Source organism: Streptomyces sp. NPDC050535, assembly GCF_044457665.1.
In the GTDB taxonomy this organism is placed as follows: domain Bacteria; phylum Actinomycetota; class Actinomycetes; order Streptomycetales; family Streptomycetaceae; genus Streptomyces.
In genome coordinates, this window is the sequence record NZ_JBITHE010000020.1 from 71,709 (window position 1) to 88,043 (window position 16,335).

Sequence of the window (16,335 nt, forward strand, 5' to 3'; positions counted from 1 at the left end):
CCGTCAAGTGTCCTGCGTACGGGGCATCCGCGACAGGGCGCCAGCGGATCATCACAGTGCCTTCGCGGATCGCCGGATCAGCGCGGTGCCCGCTCCCTTTTGCCCCGTTGGTATGCCATACCTGTGGCGTGTGAGCGGGTTTTTCCCGCATGCGCAAGGATTGGGGCATGGCCAACCGACTCGCGCACGCCACGTCTCCGTATCTCCTTCAGCACGCGGACAACCCCGTCGACTGGTGGCAGTGGGAGCCTGCCGCCTTCGAGGAGGCCCGCAGGCGCAATGTGCCGGTCTTCCTGAGCGTGGGATACAGCGCGTGTCACTGGTGTCATGTCCTCGCTCACGAGAGCTTTGAGGACGAGGCGACGGCCGCCTACATGAACGAGCACTTCGTCTCGGTGAAGGTGGACCGGGAGGAGCGGCCGGACGTCGATGCCGTCTACATGGAGGCGGTGCAGGCGGCGACCGGACAAGGGGGTTGGCCCATGTCCGTCTTCCTCACTCCGGACGCCGAGCCCTTCTACTTCGGTACGTACTTTCCGCCCGTCCCCCGCCACGGCATGCCCGCCTTCCGGCAGGTCCTGGAGGGCGTGCACGGCGCCTGGGCCGACCGGCGTGACGAGGTCGCCGAGGTCGCGGGGAAGATCGCGCGGGACCTCGCTGAACGTGAGCTCAGTTACGGCGACGCCCAGGCCCCCGGCGAGGAGGAGCTGGCGCAGGCCCTGCTCGGGCTGACCCGGGAGTACGACGCGCAGCACGGCGGATTCGGCGGTGCGCCCAAGTTCCCGCCGTCCATGGTGCTCGAGTTCCTGCTGCGGCATCACGCGCGGACCGGCTCGGAGGGTGCGCTCCAGATGGCCATCGACACGGGCGAGCGGATGGCGCGCGGCGGGATCTACGACCAGCTCGGCGGCGGGTTCGCTCGTTACTCCGTCGACCGCGAGTGGGTTGTGCCCCATTTCGAGAAGATGCTCTACGACAACGCCCTGCTGTGCCGGGTGTACGCGCATCTGTGGCGGTCCACCGGGTCCGAGCTCGCGCGTCGGGTCGCGCTGGAGACCGCTGACTTCATGGTGCGCGAACTGCGTACGAGCGAGGGCGGGTTCGCCTCCGCGCTCGATGCCGACAGTGACGACGGGAACGGGAAGCATGTCGAGGGCGCGTACTACGTGTGGACGCCCGGGCAGCTCGCGGAAGTACTCGGTGCGGACGCCGAGTTCGCCGCCCACCACTTCGGGGTGACCGAGGAGGGCACCTTCGAGGAGGGCGCCTCCGTTCTCCAACTCCCGCGGCACGAGGGCGCCTTCGACGCCGGGAAGTTCGACGGTATCCGGAGCCGGCTGCTCGCCGCGCGCGCCGGGCGTCCCGCTCCCGGCCGGGACGACAAGATCGTCGCCGCCTGGAACGGGCTCGCCGTCGCCGCCCTCGCGGAGACCGGCGCCTACTTCGGCCGCCCGGACCTGGTCGAGGCCGCGATCGGCGCCGCGGATCTCCTCGTACGGCTGCACATGGACGACCGGGCGCGGCTGGCCCGTACCAGCAAGGACGGCCGGGCCGGGGCGAACGCGGGGGTGCTGGAGGACTACGCGGATGTCGCCGAGGGGTTCCTCACGCTGGCGGGTGTCACCGGTGAGGGGGTGTGGCTGGAATTCGCCGGGTTCCTGCTGGACCACGTGCTCGCACAGTTCACGGACTCCGAGTCGGGTGCCCTGTACGACACGGCGGCCGATGCCGAGCGGCTGATCCGGCGTCCGCAGGATCCGACCGACAACGCGACCCCCTCCGGGTGGAGCGCGGCGGCCGGCGCGCTGCTCTCGTACGCGGCGCAGACCGGGGCGGAGCCCCACCGGACCGCGGCGGAGCGGGCTCTGGGGGTCGTGAAGGCGCTCGGGCCGCGCGTGCCCCGTTTCACCGGCTGGGGTCTGGCCGTGGCGGAGGCGCTGGTGGACGGGCCCCGTGAGATCGCGGTCGTGGGTCCGGCGGAGGATCCGGCGACCGCGGAGCTGCATCGCGCGGCGCTCCTGGGCACCGCGCCGGGGGCCGTCGTCGCCGTCGGCGCTGCGGAAAGTGACGAACTTCCGCTGCTCGCCGGCCGTCCGTTGGCCGGCGGTCTGCCCTCCGCTTACGTTTGCCGAAACTTCACCTGCGACGCCCCGACCTCCGATGTCCAGCGTCTGCGCGAGGCCGTGGGAGGCGGAAACGCCGTCTGACAAGGGACTACAGGGACGGTAAACCTCCGACGTAGCGGGATACGTCCGGTTACTGGCCCTTAGTCGACTGAGGATTCCGAAACACTCTATTTATCTGAAGAGCTCCCGGACTTCACAGTTCCCCCCTAGTCTCTCCACGGTGACGCGACAGAAGTAACTCACTGTCGCGACAGGGGGATTTTGGGATCTGGGGGGATCTTTTGCTCACGTCTGTCTTTATCGCTGCCGTTTCACTGGCCTTGTTCTGGATGGCAGCCTTCACTCTGTGGTGGCAGATGCACGCGTGGCGTACGCCCGAGGTGCTCGCCTCCACCCGGTTCAGCAGTCCGGACGGCGGCGACGGCCTGTCGTTCTCGCTGCTGCTGCCCGCTCGTCACGAGCAGGCCGTACTCGACCACACCATCCAGCGGTTGCTGGAGTCGAGCCACGACGATTTCGAGATCATCGTCATCGTCGGGCACGACGACCCGGAGACCGCCGAGGTGGCCCGCAGCGCGGAGGAGCGCGACCCGCGTGTGCGGGTCGTCGTCGACCACCACGAGAAGAAGAACAAACCGAAGGCCATGAACACGGCGCTGCCGCACTGCCGCGGCGACGTCGTGGGAGTCTTCGACGCCGAGGACCAGGTCCACCCGGAGCTGCTCGCCCACGTGGACCACGCGTTCCGTACGACGGGTGCGGACGTCGTCCAGGGCGGCGTGCAGCTCATCAACTTCAACTCCAGCTGGTACAGCCTGCGCAACTGCCTGGAGTACTTCTTCTGGTTCAGGTCCAGGCTCCATCTGCACGCGCAGAAGGGGTTCATCCCGCTCGGCGGCAACACCGTCTTCGTCCGCACGGACGTACTGCGGGAGGCGGACGGCTGGGATCCCAACTGTCTCGCCGAGGACTGCGACCTGGGTGTGCGGCTGTCCAGCGTCGGCAAGAAGGTCGTCGTCGCCTACGACTCCGACATGGTGACCCGGGAGGAGACCCCGGGCAGCCTGATGTCCCTGATGAAACAGCGCACCCGCTGGAACCAGGGCTTCCTTCAGGTCTACCGCAAGAAGGACTGGAAGCAACTCCCGGGGTTCGGACAGCGGTTGCTGGCCCGGTACACCCTCATGACGCCGTACCTCCAGGCCGTCTCCGGCGTGGTCATCCCGCTCAACGTGGCCATCGCACTCTTCCTGGACGTACCCGTCGGCGTCGCGTTCATCACGTTCCTGCCGGCCGTGACCGCGCTGGTCACCTTCGTCTTCGAACTCGTCGGACTGCACGACTTCGGCAAGCAGTACGGGCTTCGCGTCCGCCTGGTCCACTACCTGAAGCTGATCGTCGGCGGCCCCTTCTACCAGGTGCTGCTGGCCGGTGCCGCCGTTCGCGCAGTGTGGCGCGAGCAACGGGGGCGCAACGACTGGGAGTTGACCAGTCACGTCGGCGCGCACCTCACCGAAGTCGAAGTGGCCCGCTAGTCCGCCGGACCCCGAGGTCCCGAGCCCGTGAATTCACCGGCCCCATGAATTCGCATGCCCGCGACCTCGCCCGTCCGGCCGTCCGCTAGTCCGAGAGTCCCGAGAGGACATTCCCGCGTGACCTCCACCCTTCCCGCGGTGGCCACCTCCACGGTCCCCGCGCCGCGGCCCCTTGCGCCCAAAAACGTCCCCGACCCCCGTCCCCGGCTGCGTTTTCGCAGTTCGCGCCCCGATCTGCTGCTGTGCCTCGCCCTCCTCGTGGCGATCATGCTCGTGCAGGGCTGGAACATCGCCGACTACCCGACCCTCAGCGACGACGAGGGCACCTACCTCGCCCAGGCCTGGGCGGTGCAGGAGGGCAACGGCCTGGCCCACTACACGTACTGGTACGACCATCCGCCCCTGGGCTGGATCCAGATAGCGGGGCTGACCTGGATACCCGCCCAGATCAGCCCCGGGCTGATGACGGTCGGCTCGATGCGCTTCGCGATGCTCCTGGTCAGCGCCATCAGCGCGGTCCTCGTCTACGTCCTGGCACGCCGGCTCTCGCTTCCGAGGTGGGCGGCCGGACTCGCGATGGTGCTCTTCGGGCTCTCGCCGCTGTCGGTGGTGCTCCAGCGCGAGATCTTCCTGGACAACATCGCGGTGATGTGGACGCTGCTCGCGTTCTGCCTCGCGGCGTCCCCGAGCCGACATCTCTGGCACCACTTCGCGGCGGGCATCGCGGCCGCGGCGGCCGTGCTCACCAAGGAGACGATGCTCGTCATCCTGCCCGCGCTGCTGGTCACCATGTGGCGGCACGGACACCGCGACACCCGGAAGTTCGCGCTCACCGGAGCCATCACCGCGTGCGTCCTGATCGGCATGTCGTATCCCCTCTTCGCCCTGCTCAAGGGCGAGTTGTTCTCCGGGGCCGGCCATGTCTCGCTCTGGGACGGCATCAAGTACCAGATGAGCCGCCCCGGTTCGGGCTTCATCCTCGACTCGGGCACCGGTTCGTACGGTGTCCTCCAGTCCTGGCTCTACTACGACCGCGTGCTGCCGCTGGGCGGCCTCGCGGGCGCGCTGCTGCTCCTGGTCACCTGGCGCTGGTCGGTGACGGCGCGCGCCCTGGCCGGACCGGCGCTCACCGTGGCCATCCTCGCCCTGGTCGCCATGCGCCCCAGCGGCTATCTGCCCGCGATGTACGTCATCCAGGCCCTGCCGTTCCTGGCGCTGGTCCTGGCCGGTGGCACCGCGAGCGTCGCCCACGCGGTGCTGAGCAGATGGCGCGGCGAGAACGAGAAGCCCTACCTCCTGTGGGGACGGCGGGTGACGGCGGCCTTGCTCGTGGCGGGCGCCGCCGCCTATGTCGTGCCGCGCTGGTACGACGGCAACCACACCGCCGTCACCGTCGACGCCAACGCGCCGTACCGCGCGGCCTCGTCGTGGCTGAGGACCGAGGTCGACAATCCCGGGCGGACCCGGGTCCTGGTCGACGACGCGCTCTGGCTCGACCTCGTGCACGCCGGCTATCGGCCGGGGCTCGGCGTCATCTGGTTCTACAAGGCGGACCTCGACCCCGCGGTGACCAAGACGATGCCGGGCGGCTGGCGCGACCTCGACTACGTGGTGGCCTCCCCGACCGTGCGGCGCGACGCGGTCGACCTGCCCAACGTCAAGGCGGCGATGGAGCATTCGACGCCCGTCGCCACCTTCGGCAAGGGCGAGGACCGGATCGAGATCCGGCGAATCGACGGCAGCACGGACAGCACGACCACGGCACAGGCCAACAGCACCGGAGGCAGTCGATGAGCAGCTTCGAGAGCACTGTCCCCGACGAACTCGGCGACCCGGCGGTACGGGGCGCCGAGATACCTGAACCCGGGGCCGTCACCATCGTCGTACCGACCTTCAACGAGGCGGCGAACATCGGGGAGTTGCTGCACCGGATCACCGAGTCGGTGCCCGCGCGGCTGCCGTGCGAGGTCGTGTTCGTGGACGACTCCACGGACAACACCCCCGAGGTGATTCGGGAGGCCGCGCAGGACTGCCCGTTCCCCGTCACCGTGCTGCACCGCGCCGAACCCGTGGGCGGCCTGGGCGGAGCGGTCGTCGAAGGGCTGAAGGCGGCGACCTCCGACTGGATCGTCGTCATGGACGGGGACCTCCAGCATCCGCCGTCGCTGGTACCGGAGTTGGTGGCCACCGGGGAGCGCTCCTCGGCCGGGCTCGTGGTCGCCTCGCGCTACATCAAGGGCGGCAGCCGCGAAGGACTCGCCGGCGGCTACCGCATCGCCGTCTCGCGCGGCGCGACCTGGCTGACCAAGACGCTCTTCCCGCGCCGGCTGCACGGCATCAGCGATCCGATGAGCGGCTTCTTCGCGATCCGCCGCAGCGCGGTCACCGCCGACATTCTCCAGCCGCTCGGCTACAAGATCCTCCTCGAACTCGCGGTGCGCAGCCGGCCCCGCGAGGTCACCGAGGTGCCGTTCGTGTTCCAGGACCGGTTCGCGGGCGAGTCCAAGTCGACCGCGCAGGAGGGCTTCCGCTTCCTGCGCCATCTGGTCGGGCTGCGCACCGCCTCGCCGATCGCGCGCATGGTGGTCTTCGGCCTGATCGGCGTCACCGGTTTCGTACCGAACCTGCTGGGCCTGTACGCCCTCACCGTCGCCGGTATGCACTACCTGCCGGCGGAGATCCTCGCCAACCAGCTCGGAGTCGCCTGGAACTTCCTGCTGATCGAGCATCTCCTCTTCCGCGAGCGCCGAAAGCACCGGCACTGGGGGGACCGCGTCGGCCGGTTCGTCCTGATCGCCAACGCCGATCTGGTGCTGCGCATCCCGCTGATCGCCCTGTTCGTGGGGCACTTCGGGATGGGCGCACTCTCCGCCACCGCACTGGCCCTGGTGACGACCTTCGTCCTGCGCTTCGTCGGGACCGAAGCGCTGGTCTATCTGCCCCGCCGCAGTAACGAGTCCGCGGGCGGGAGCAGCCGCACAGCAAGGAGAGCCGCGTGACACTTCGCGTACCACCACGACTGAGACCACGGCGGGGAACGTCGCTGCTGGCCGTGGCGGGCCTCGCCGCCGGCCTGCTGCTCATCTCGCCGCAGCCCGCCTCCGCCGCCAACCTCGTCACCAACCCGGGTTTCGAGACGGCCGGTACGGACGGCATGCCGTCCTGCTGGGAGAAGTCGGGCTGGGGCGACAACGACTTCACCTTCTCCACGGTCGGCGGCGCCCACTCGGGCACCAAGGCCATGAAGGTCGAGCTGACCCGCCGGGTGGACGGGGACCGCAAGGCGCTGATCACCGAGTCCGCGGCCTGCGCGCCGGTGGTCACGCCGGGCAAGCAGTACGACCTGGGTCTCTGGTACAAGTCGACGACCCCGGACACCTCGCTCACCCTCTTCCGGCACGACACGACGGCGGGCTGGCAGTACTGGACCGACCTGAAGACGCTGGAGATGGAGGGGAGTTGGACCGCGGCGACGGTCCGCACCCCGGCGGTGCCGGCCGGCACCGACCGCATCACCTGGGGTGTGTCCGTCTACGGCACCGGTTCGGTGACCACCGACGACTACACGATGGAGCAGGTCGCCGACGTGCTTCCGCCGGCCACCTGCACCGGCACCGCCGAGCAGTGCGCCAACGGCAAGTGGGACGTGCTGCCCACCCAGAACCCGGTCCGTTCCATGCACTCCGTCGTCCTCAACAACGGCAAGGTGCTGTTGATCGCGGGCTCCGGCAACAGCGAGGAGCAGTTCAACGCGGGCACGTTCACGAGCGCCGTGTACGACCCGGTGAACGGCACGTACAAGACGATCCCGACGCCCAAGGACATGTTCTGCTCGGGGCATGTGCAGTTGCAGGACGGGCGCGTGCTCGTGATGAGCGGCAACAAGGCGTTCCCGGCGGCGAACGGTTCGCACGGGTACGAGGGCTACAAGGACTCGTACATCTTCGACCCGGTCACCGAGACGTACAGCAAGACGAACGACATGAACGACGGCCACTGGTATCCGTCGGCGACCGAGCTCGGCAACGGTGACATCATCTCGTTCGGCGGTCTGCGCGAGGACTCCACCGGTTCGGTGACCGCCGAACTCTGGTCGGACGACCAGCAGAAGTGGCTGCCGCTCTGGCAGGTCAACCAGACCTGGTCGTACTGGGGTCTGTACCCGTCGATGATCCTGATGCAGGACGGCCGACTCTTCTACTCGGGCAGCCATGTGTTCGGCAACGGCACCCCTGGCACCGGCTCTGCGATCTACGACTACGACGCGAACACGGTGACGGCGGTCCCGGGGCTCCAGAACAAGGACCAACGCGACCAGTCCGCCAGTGTGTTGCTGCCTCCGGCCCAGGATCAGAAGGTCCTGACGGTCGGCGGCGGGAACATCGACTCCAACCCGGACGCCAACCGGCTCACCGACATCATCGACCTCAAGGCGGCGAACCCGGCGTACACCGTCGGCCCGCCGCTTCCGCAGGGCACGGTGGACCTGGGCGCGGGGAAGGTGGCCCAGACGGGCAACCAGGGCAAGATGTACGTCTCCGCCGTACTGCTGCCCGACGGCAAGGTGTTGGAGACGGGCGGCGCCCTGCACAACCGCGCCGATCCGGTGTACGAGTCGTCGATCTTCGACCCGGCGACCTCGACCTTCGACCCGGTGGCTCCCGACCCGGAGGCGCGCGGCTACCACTCCTCCGCGTTCCTGCTGCCCGACGGCCGGGTGATGACGACCGGCGACAACCCGGGCAACGGCACCTGGAACCACGACGTGTCCATCTACACGCCGCCCTACCTCCTCAAGGGCACCCGCCCGACGATCACTTCGGTGATCGACAACGAGTGGGTGTACGGGGACACGCAGCGGATCACCGTCGACCGGCCCATCGCCAAGGCGGAGTTGATCCGCCCGGCCGCGGTGACGCACTCCTCCGACCCGAACCAGCGGTTCGTGGACCTGCCGTTGTCCGTCGACGGCAACAACGTCGATCTGAACGTGACGAGCAACCCCGACCTGGCGCCGCCCGGCTGGTACATGCTCTTCGCGGTCGACGCCAACGGGGTGCCGTCGGTGGCCAAGTGGGTGCATCTCCAGGGTCCGTCGGCACTGGCGGCCGCGGAGACCGCCGAGGCGCACGTCCACTCCTTCGCCGACTCCCTGGAGGGCAAGGTCACCGGGCCCGGCAAGAAGCGGACCTCGCAGAAGGTCAGTCCGACCGTCTCGGGATGCGACCGGCACTACGGCTCGGTCAACGTCTGCGTGCCGACCGTCTTCCCCGCCGAGGTGAAGAAGACGACGGTCGCCCGGTGCACCTGGCTGAAGACGAACGACTACGGCCGCCTGAAGGTCAACGGGAAGGACGATCCGCTCAAGCTCGATCCCAGCAAGGACGGGGTGGCCTGCGGTGCGAAGGACCTGAAACGCCGCTAGCCGCCGAACTCGCTGAGGGCGCGCCCGTGTTGGGCGCGTCCTCACCGACGCCCGAGCTCACAGGTTCCGGTGGACGTCGTGACGACCGGCGACCGTGGGCACCCGGACTTGGACGGGGGATCCTGAGCATGTCCCGCGGGGCGTGCGGTGTGAACCGGGTGACGTGTCCCATGGCGCTCAGTCGTGCCGGGAGCCGAATCAGGGCGTCAGCCCGTTCTCCAGGACGTCCAGGGTGCGGTCGACGAGGTCGGCGAAGTCCTCCTGGTGGTCGCCCTCGGCCCAGTAGAGGGAGGTTTCCATCAGGGCGCCGATCAGGGACATGGCGAAGACGCGTACCTCGAGACCGTCCGGGTCCTTGCCGGTGCGCTCGCCGATGATCCGGCACAGCATGCGGCCGGTGACCGACATGCTCTCCATCATCCGGGAGCGGACGGCGGGCACCTGCACCATCAGATGGGTCCGGAGCCGCGTCACCTCGGGTTCCTCGGAGGTTCCGAGGCCGATGGCCTGCCTCATCATGTAGCGCAGCGAGTCCATCCACGGCTCGTCGGCGGGCCGGGCCCGCAGCTCCTGCTCCGCGATCGGGTCGAACTCGTCCGTGAGGACGATGTCCTCCTTGGTCGGGAAGTAGCGGAAGACCGTCGAGGGGGAGACCTCGGCCGCCTCCGCGATCTGCTCGACGGTCGTCGCGTCGTACCCCTGCTCCCTGATCAGCCGGTAGGTGGCGTCACGGATCGCGATCCGGGTCTTCTGCTTCTTCCGCTCGCGGAGCCCGAGCTGGGGCTCCGCGCGGGAGGCGGAGCTGTGTGCGGTGGCGGCCATGGGTCTCATTGTCCGGCATCGGCCGGGGCCGGTGCCATGTCGGTGCCCTTTCCGGGAGCGGGGCGGCCGGCGGGATCGGTGGCCTCGACGGACTCGACGGGTTCTGCGGGATCGACGGGCTCGGCCGGTTTGGCGTTCGGCAGCAGTGCCGCCGCCAGCAGCGCGGTGACCAGCGCGGCAACCCCGCTGACCAGCAGGACCAGGCCCATGCCGTGGACGTACGAGGCGTCGGCGGAGGCGGCGAGCGCGCGGTCGCCGAGTTGTGCGGCGACGACATGGGCGCCGACCACCGAGTCGGATGCGGTGTCCGCGGCGGCGCCCGGCAGACCCGAGGTGTCGAGCCGGTCGCCGTACGCGCTCGCCAGCAGTGAGCCGAGCAGGGCGATGCCGATCGCGCTGCCCACCTGGCGCACGGTCATCAGGAGCCCGGAGCCGCTGCCGGCGCGGTCGCGGGGCAGCGCGCCGAGGGCGGCGGTCATCGCGGGCACCACGGCGAAGCCGAAGCCGAGCCCGGAGACGGACAGCCACAGGGCGGTGAATCCGTAGCCGTCGTCGACGGACGTACGGCTGCCCAGGAACGCGGCGAAGGCGAGCGCGACCAGGCCCGCGCTGATCACCGCGCGTGCCCCGAACCTCGCCAGCAGCGGCTGCGCGCACCGCGAGGCGACCAGCAGGCCGCCCATCATCGGCAGCATCCGCACCCCGGTGCCGAACGCGTCGTATCCGAGCACCGCCTGAAGGTACTGCGGCAGTACGAACATCAGCCCGGACAGGACGAACATGACGAGGGTCGCGGCGAGCGTGTTGAGGAGGAAGGCGCGCTGGCTGAGGAGCGCGAGGTCCAGCATCGGGCGGGCACTGCGGCGTTCGCGCAGGACGAGGAGGGTGATCAGCAGGGCGGAGGCCGCGAACAGGGCGAGGACCAGCGGGTCGCCCCAGCCGCGGTGCGGGGCCTCGATGATCGCGTAGATCAGGATGCTGAGGCCGGCCGCGGTGAACGCGGTGGAGACGGTGTCGACCTTGGGCGAGGCCGGGTCGCGGGTCTCGGGGAGCAGGAAGACGCAGGCCACGACGCCGATCGCGGCCATGGGCACGTTGACCAGGAAGACCGAGCCCCACCAGAAGTGGTCGAGGAGCCAGCCGCCGACGATCGGGCCGAGCGGCAGGCCGAGCGCGGAGGCCGCGGACACCGCGCCGACGGCCTTCGTGCGCTCGTCGGCCTCGAACAGGGACGGCAGTACGGCCAGCCCGAGTGGCATGACGAGTGCGGCGCCGACGCCCATGACGCCGCGGGCGACGATCACGAGGGTCACGTCGTTGACGAGGGCGCCGACGAGCGAGCCCGCCAGGAAGATGCCCAGTCCGGTGATGAGCATCCGGCGCCGTCCGAAACGGTCGCCGAGCAGGCCCGCGGGCAGCATCAGCGAGGCGAAGACGACGACGTACGCGTCCGCCATCCACTGCTGCTCGCCGGTGGAGGCACCCAGTTCACGGGCCATCGTCGGCAGCGCCACGTTGAGGATCGTCATGTCGAAACCGAGCACGAGCATGCTCGCGATCAGGGCTCCGAGAGCCCACCAGCGACGGGGGTCACGCCGTACGGCGTCAGCATTAGTGGTAGTCACCATGAAATGAGAGTAGCTCTCAAAAAGTAGTCGCTGTCAACCAAGACGGAGGGGGCGGCCGGGTCGGTCGGTGTCCGGGCACGCGAAAGTGGCCGCGGCTGGAGAGCCGCGGCCACTGGGGGTGTGTCGGTCGAGAGGATCAGCCGTGCTGGTAGGCCACCAGGGAGATCCCGACGTAGTGCACGACGAAGGCGCCGACGGTGAGGGAGTGGAAGACCTCGTGGAAGCCGAACCAGCTCGGTGACGGGTTGGGGCGCTTGATCGCGTAGATCACGCCGCCCGCGCTGTAGAGCAGGCCGCCGACGACGACCAGGACGAGGACGGCGATGCCGCCCGTCCGCATGAAGTCGGGGAGGAAGAAGACGGCCGCCCAGCCCATCGCGATGTAGCACGGGGTGTAGAGCCAGCGCGGGGCGCCGACCCAGAACACCCGGAAGATGATGCCCGCCAGTGCCGCGGCCCAGATGCTCCACAGGAGCCACTGTCCCTTGCCGTCCGGCAGCAGCAGCAATGTCAGCGGGGTGTAGGAGCCCGCGATGATCAGGAAGATGTTCGCGTGGTCGAGTCTGCGCAGCACGCCGTCCATGCGGGGGCTCCAGGTGCCCCGGTGGTAGAGCGCGCTCACCCCGAACAGCAGACAGGCCGTCAGGGCGAAGATCGCACAGGCGATACGGGCCCGGGTGGAGCTCGCGAACGCGGTGAGCGCCAGGCCCGAGACGATGGCGGCCGGGAACATGCCGAGATGCAGCCAGCCGCGGAGCTTGGGCTTGATCTCGTCCGGCAGATGCGGGTGCGGCAGCGAGAGATGTGCCGAGGACGAGTGCGGCGGGGTGTGCGCGACGGAGCCGTGGCCGGCGGCCGGCGAGTCCGTGGGCGCGTCGGGGACGGACGCAGTCATGGGCCGAATCCTACCTACGGGACCGTAAGTTACCTATCAGTGCGGCCGGGCGACCGGGCGATAGTGGCCATGGTCTCACGCGCGTCCGTGCCGGGATACGTCGCGATACCGGGGGTGAACCCAAAGTGACGCGGAGAAAACCCGGAGATGAGTGGCGATGCTCACTCTGCTCACCTGTGAAGCCCTCTGGACATATGCGCGCTCTGGTCGGATGATCAAATGAGTGCGGTCGGCACCGGATGAGCGCCAGGGCATCGGAATCGTGAAGCATCCGGGTCGCAGCCCCCACGGGGCACAACAACAAAACCCCTCATTTAGGAGCAATCGTGGCGCGCGACATCGCGGCTCCCACCGTTGTACCCACCAACCACAAAGCCCTGATCTCGTGGGTGAACGAGATCGTCGAACTGACCCAGCCGGACAGCGTGGTCTGGTGTGACGGATCCGAAGCCGAGTACGAGCGACTGAGCGAGGAGCTCGTCCGCAAGGGCACCTTCCGCAAGCTCGACCCGATCAAGCGCCCCAACTCCTACTACGCCGCCTCCGACCCGACCGATGTCGCGCGGGTCGAGGACCGGACGTTCATCTGCTCCGAGAAGGAGGAGGACGCCGGCCCGACGAACCACTGGAAGGCGCCCGCCGAGATGCGGGAGATCTTCCAGGGGACGGACGGCAGGGGCGGCGTCTTCCGCGGCTCGATGCGCGGCCGGACGATGTACGTCGTCCCATTCTGTATGGGCCCGCTCGGCTCGGACCTCTCCGCGATCGGCGTGGAGATCACCGACTCCGCGTACGTCGCCGTGTCCATGCGCACCATGACCCGTATGGGACAGCCGGTCCTGGACGAGCTCGGCTCCGACGGTTTCTTCGTGCGTGCTGTGCACACGCTCGGAGCGCCGCTGGAGGCGGGCGAGGCGGACGTGCCGTGGCCGTGCAACTCCACGAAGTACATCTCGCACTTCCCGGAGTCCCGCGAGATCTGGTCGTACGGCTCGGGCTACGGCGGCAACGCGCTGCTCGGCAAGAAGTGCTACGCGCTGCGCATCGCCTCCGTGATGGCGCGCGACGAGGGCTGGCTGGCCGAGCACATGCTCATCCTCAAGCTCACGCCCCCGCAGGGCGAGTCGAAGTACGTCGCCGCGGCCTTCCCGAGCGCCTGCGGCAAGACGAACCTCGCCATGCTGGAGCCGACGGTCGGCGGCTGGACGGTCGAGACGATCGGTGACGACATCGCGTGGATGCGGTTCGGCGAGGACGGCCGGCTGTACGCGATCAACCCCGAGGCCGGTTTCTTCGGCGTCGCGCCCGGCACCGGTGAGCACACCAACGCCAACGCGATGAAGACGCTGTGGGGCAACTCCGTCTTCACCAACGTCGCGCTCACCGACGACAACGACATCTGGTGGGAGGGCATGACGGAGGAGACTCCGGCCCACCTGACGGACTGGAAGGGCAACGACTGGACGCCGGAGTCCGCCGCGCCCGCCGCCCACCCGAACGCCCGCTTCACCGTGCCCGCCGCCCAGTGCCCGATCATCGCGCCCGAGTGGGAGGACCCCAAGGGCGTGCCGATCTCGGCGATTCTGTTCGGCGGCCGTCGCGCCACCGCGGTCCCGCTGGTGACGGAGTCCTTCGACTGGAACCACGGCGTCTTCCTCGGCGCCAACGTGGCCTCCGAGAAGACCGCCGCCGCCGAGGGCAAGGTCGGCGAACTGCGCCGCGACCCGTTCGCCATGCTGCCGTTCTGCGGCTACAACATGGGCGACTACATGGGTCACTGGATCGACGTCGCCAAGGACAGGGACCAGGCGAAGCTGCCGAAGATCTACTACGTGAACTGGTTCCGCAAGAACGACGCGGGCAAGTTCGTGTGGCCCGGCTTCGGCGAGAACAGCCGTGTCCTGAAGTGGATCGTCGACCGCCTGGACGGCCGGGCCGAGGGCGTCGAGACCCCGATCGGCATCCTGCCGGCCAAGGGCGCCCTCGACACCAAGGGCCTCGAACTGTCCGAGTCCGACCTCGACTTCCTCCTCACCGTCGACAAGGACGTGTGGCGCGAGGAGGCCGCGCTCGTGCCCGACCACCTCAACACCTACGGCACCCACACGCCCACCGAACTGTGGGACGAGTACCGCGCCCTTGTGCAGCGGCTGGGTTAGCACCGGAGACTCCGCGGCCGGTCTGACTTGCCCTGACCTGCGACGTCGTCAAGGCCGGCCGCGGTGACAGCACCACGGGAAGGCGAAGGGCTCCGCACTACGGTGTGCGGAGCCCTTCGCCTTCTCCCGTTCCCCGGCATCGACTCCGCCGCGATTTTCCGCATCGCCTCTGTCCCGGCCGGGATTTCGCGGGACACTCGGGGACAACCTGTAACGAACCCCGAAACGAACCCCGAAACGAGGTGAACGGGGTGCGCACACCGGTCAGCGATCCCCTGAAGATCGGGCCGTACCGGATTGTCGGCCGGCTGGGCTCCGGCGGCATGGGCTGGGTGTATCTCGGCCGTTCGCCGGCCGGGCGCGAGGTCGCGGTGAAGGTGGTGCGGGCCGAGCTGGCGGCGGAGGGGGAGTTCCGTGAGCGGTTCGCCCGTGAGGTCGCGGCGGCCCGGGTGGTCAGCGGTGCCTACACCGCGGCCGTGGTCGACGCCGACACCGAGGCCGAACTGCCCTGGCTGGCAACGATGTACGTGCCGGGCCCCTCGCTCGCCGAGGCGGTCCGCGCCGACGGACCCCTGCCCGAGCCGCAGGTACGGCAGCTGGGCGCGGGCCTGGTGGAGGCGCTACAGGCCATCCACGCCGCCCGCGTCGTGCACCGGGACCTGAAACCGGCGAACGTGCTCCTCGCCTCCGACGGTCCGCGCGTCATCGACTTCGGGATCTCCCGCGTCGACGGCGTACCCGGGCTCACCCAGACCGGAATCGTGGTCGGTACCCCGCCGTTCATGTCGCCGGAGCAGATCAAGGGGGCCAGGGTGGGGCCGCCGAGCGACGTCTTCTCCCTCGGCGGGGTGCTGGTGTTCGCCCTGTCGGGCCGGCCGCCGTTCGGGAGCGGGGAGGCCGTGCGCTTCCGGGTCGTGCGGAGCGAACCCGAACTCGACGCCGTCCCGCCGGGAACGCGCGAGCTGATCGCCCGCTGTCTGGCCAAGCTGCCCGAGGACCGGCCCCCACTGGCCGAGTTGCTCACCGCGTTGCTGGAGGAGAGCCCGAAGCAGGTGTCCTGGCCGCCGCCCACCGTGGCGCACAGCATCAAGGTGCGCACCAGTGATCTCGCCGACCGCCGCAGGGCCGCGGTCACCGGGCGCGGCGGCGGTGCGAGTGTGTCGGTGGCCTCCTGTCTGCTGCTGCACGCACAGGCGTTGCTGGACGCCGGGCTGACCGACGCGATGGTCGCCGAGGCGGTGGGCCGTGGCGACGCCTGACTCCTCGCCCACCCGCCTGCCCGGCGGGGAGCCCGAGGTGCTCGAGATCGGCACGCACTGGCGGCGGATGGTGCAGACCTGGGTGGCCGGACGGAATTACCACACCACGACCGACACGGTTTCCGTGTCCATGCAATTCGATCTCAAGGAAACGGGCCGAATGGTCACCGTGAGATTCATGACCACCAAACGGCTCCTTGTCGCCTTCGCGACCGATGGTCATTATCTGCGCCAGGATCAACTGGCCGTCGCCGCCGCGGCGTCGAACGCGTGGAATACCGAACAACTGAACCCAATGCTTTCCGTGTGGGACGTACGAGGTCCGCGGCCGTGCCTCGCCGGGGTCTGCGATCTGCCGCTCACCTGCCGGATGACGCAAACGGATTTCGATGCTTTGGCCAGTGATTGGGTGGAACGGGCGAGGCAGATGTTCACTCGGTGCCATCAGGTTTTCAAGTTGTAGAAGTGAAACCCGTGGTGTGCCCA

General features: G+C 69.1%; 11 protein-coding genes. 8 read left to right on the forward strand and 3 right to left on the reverse strand.

Going from position 1 to position 16,335, the window contains the following annotated elements:
- Positions 1-167: 167 nt before the first annotated feature.
- From ACIBLC_RS32795 to ACIBLC_RS32815, 5 genes are all read left to right on the forward strand, one after another.
- On the forward strand, positions 168-2,207 hold the full coding sequence (locus tag ACIBLC_RS32795; RefSeq protein WP_399214983.1) for a thioredoxin domain-containing protein: 2,040 nt from the start codon (positions 168-170) through the stop codon (positions 2,205-2,207).
- A 200-nt stretch (positions 2,208-2,407) separates the two neighbouring features.
- Positions 2,408-3,661: a glycosyltransferase gene (locus tag ACIBLC_RS32800; protein WP_399214984.1), complete on the forward strand. Its 1,254-nt coding sequence runs from the start codon at positions 2,408-2,410 to the stop codon at positions 3,659-3,661.
- A gap of 117 nt (positions 3,662-3,778) precedes the next feature.
- Positions 3,779-5,455: an ArnT family glycosyltransferase gene (locus ACIBLC_RS32805; protein WP_399214985.1), complete on the forward strand. Its 1,677-nt coding sequence runs from the start codon at positions 3,779-3,781 to the stop codon at positions 5,453-5,455.
- On the forward strand, positions 5,452-6,660 hold the full coding sequence (locus tag ACIBLC_RS32810) for a glycosyltransferase (protein WP_399214986.1): 1,209 nt from the start codon (positions 5,452-5,454) through the stop codon (positions 6,658-6,660). The genes ACIBLC_RS32805 and ACIBLC_RS32810 overlap by 4 nt, the downstream gene beginning before the upstream one ends.
- Before the next feature lie 155 nt (positions 6,661-6,815).
- Entirely contained in the window at positions 6,816-9,086 is a 2,271-nt protein-coding gene (locus ACIBLC_RS32815; RefSeq protein ID WP_399215072.1) for a galactose oxidase-like domain-containing protein, read from the forward strand.
- Between the two features lie 198 nt (positions 9,087-9,284).
- Here the strand turns inward: ACIBLC_RS32815 and ACIBLC_RS32820 are convergent, their stop codons facing one another.
- The 3 genes from ACIBLC_RS32820 to ACIBLC_RS32830 all read right to left on the reverse strand — a co-directional run bounded on the left by ACIBLC_RS32820 (position 9,285) and on the right by ACIBLC_RS32830 (position 12,431).
- The gene (locus ACIBLC_RS32820) at positions 9,285-9,908 is read right to left on the reverse strand and encodes a TetR/AcrR family transcriptional regulator (RefSeq protein WP_399214987.1); all 624 of its coding nucleotides are present in this window, start codon (positions 9,906-9,908) and stop codon (positions 9,285-9,287) included.
- A gap of 5 nt (positions 9,909-9,913) precedes the next feature.
- Positions 9,914-11,536, reverse strand: coding sequence for an MFS transporter (locus ACIBLC_RS32825; protein ID WP_399214988.1), 1,623 nt, complete (start codon positions 11,534-11,536; stop codon positions 9,914-9,916).
- A 136-nt stretch (positions 11,537-11,672) separates the two neighbouring features.
- Positions 11,673-12,431: a hemolysin III family protein gene (locus ACIBLC_RS32830; protein WP_399214989.1), complete on the reverse strand. Its 759-nt coding sequence runs from the start codon at positions 12,429-12,431 to the stop codon at positions 11,673-11,675.
- A gap of 326 nt (positions 12,432-12,757) precedes the next feature.
- On the opposite strand from ACIBLC_RS32830, the gene ACIBLC_RS32835 reads away from it, so the two are divergent.
- From ACIBLC_RS32835 to ACIBLC_RS32845, 3 genes are all read left to right on the forward strand, one after another.
- On the forward strand, positions 12,758-14,590 hold the full coding sequence (locus ACIBLC_RS32835; protein WP_399214990.1) for a phosphoenolpyruvate carboxykinase (GTP): 1,833 nt from the start codon (positions 12,758-12,760) through the stop codon (positions 14,588-14,590).
- A gap of 251 nt (positions 14,591-14,841) precedes the next feature.
- Positions 14,842-15,849 (forward strand): serine/threonine-protein kinase, encoded by a 1,008-nt coding sequence (locus ACIBLC_RS32840; RefSeq protein ID WP_399214991.1) that lies wholly within the window; start codon positions 14,842-14,844, stop codon positions 15,847-15,849.
- Positions 15,836-16,312: a hypothetical protein gene (locus ACIBLC_RS32845; RefSeq protein WP_399214992.1), complete on the forward strand. Its 477-nt coding sequence runs from the start codon at positions 15,836-15,838 to the stop codon at positions 16,310-16,312. Before ACIBLC_RS32840 ends, ACIBLC_RS32845 begins: the two co-directional genes overlap by 14 nt.
- Positions 16,313-16,335: the final 23 nt, after the last annotated feature.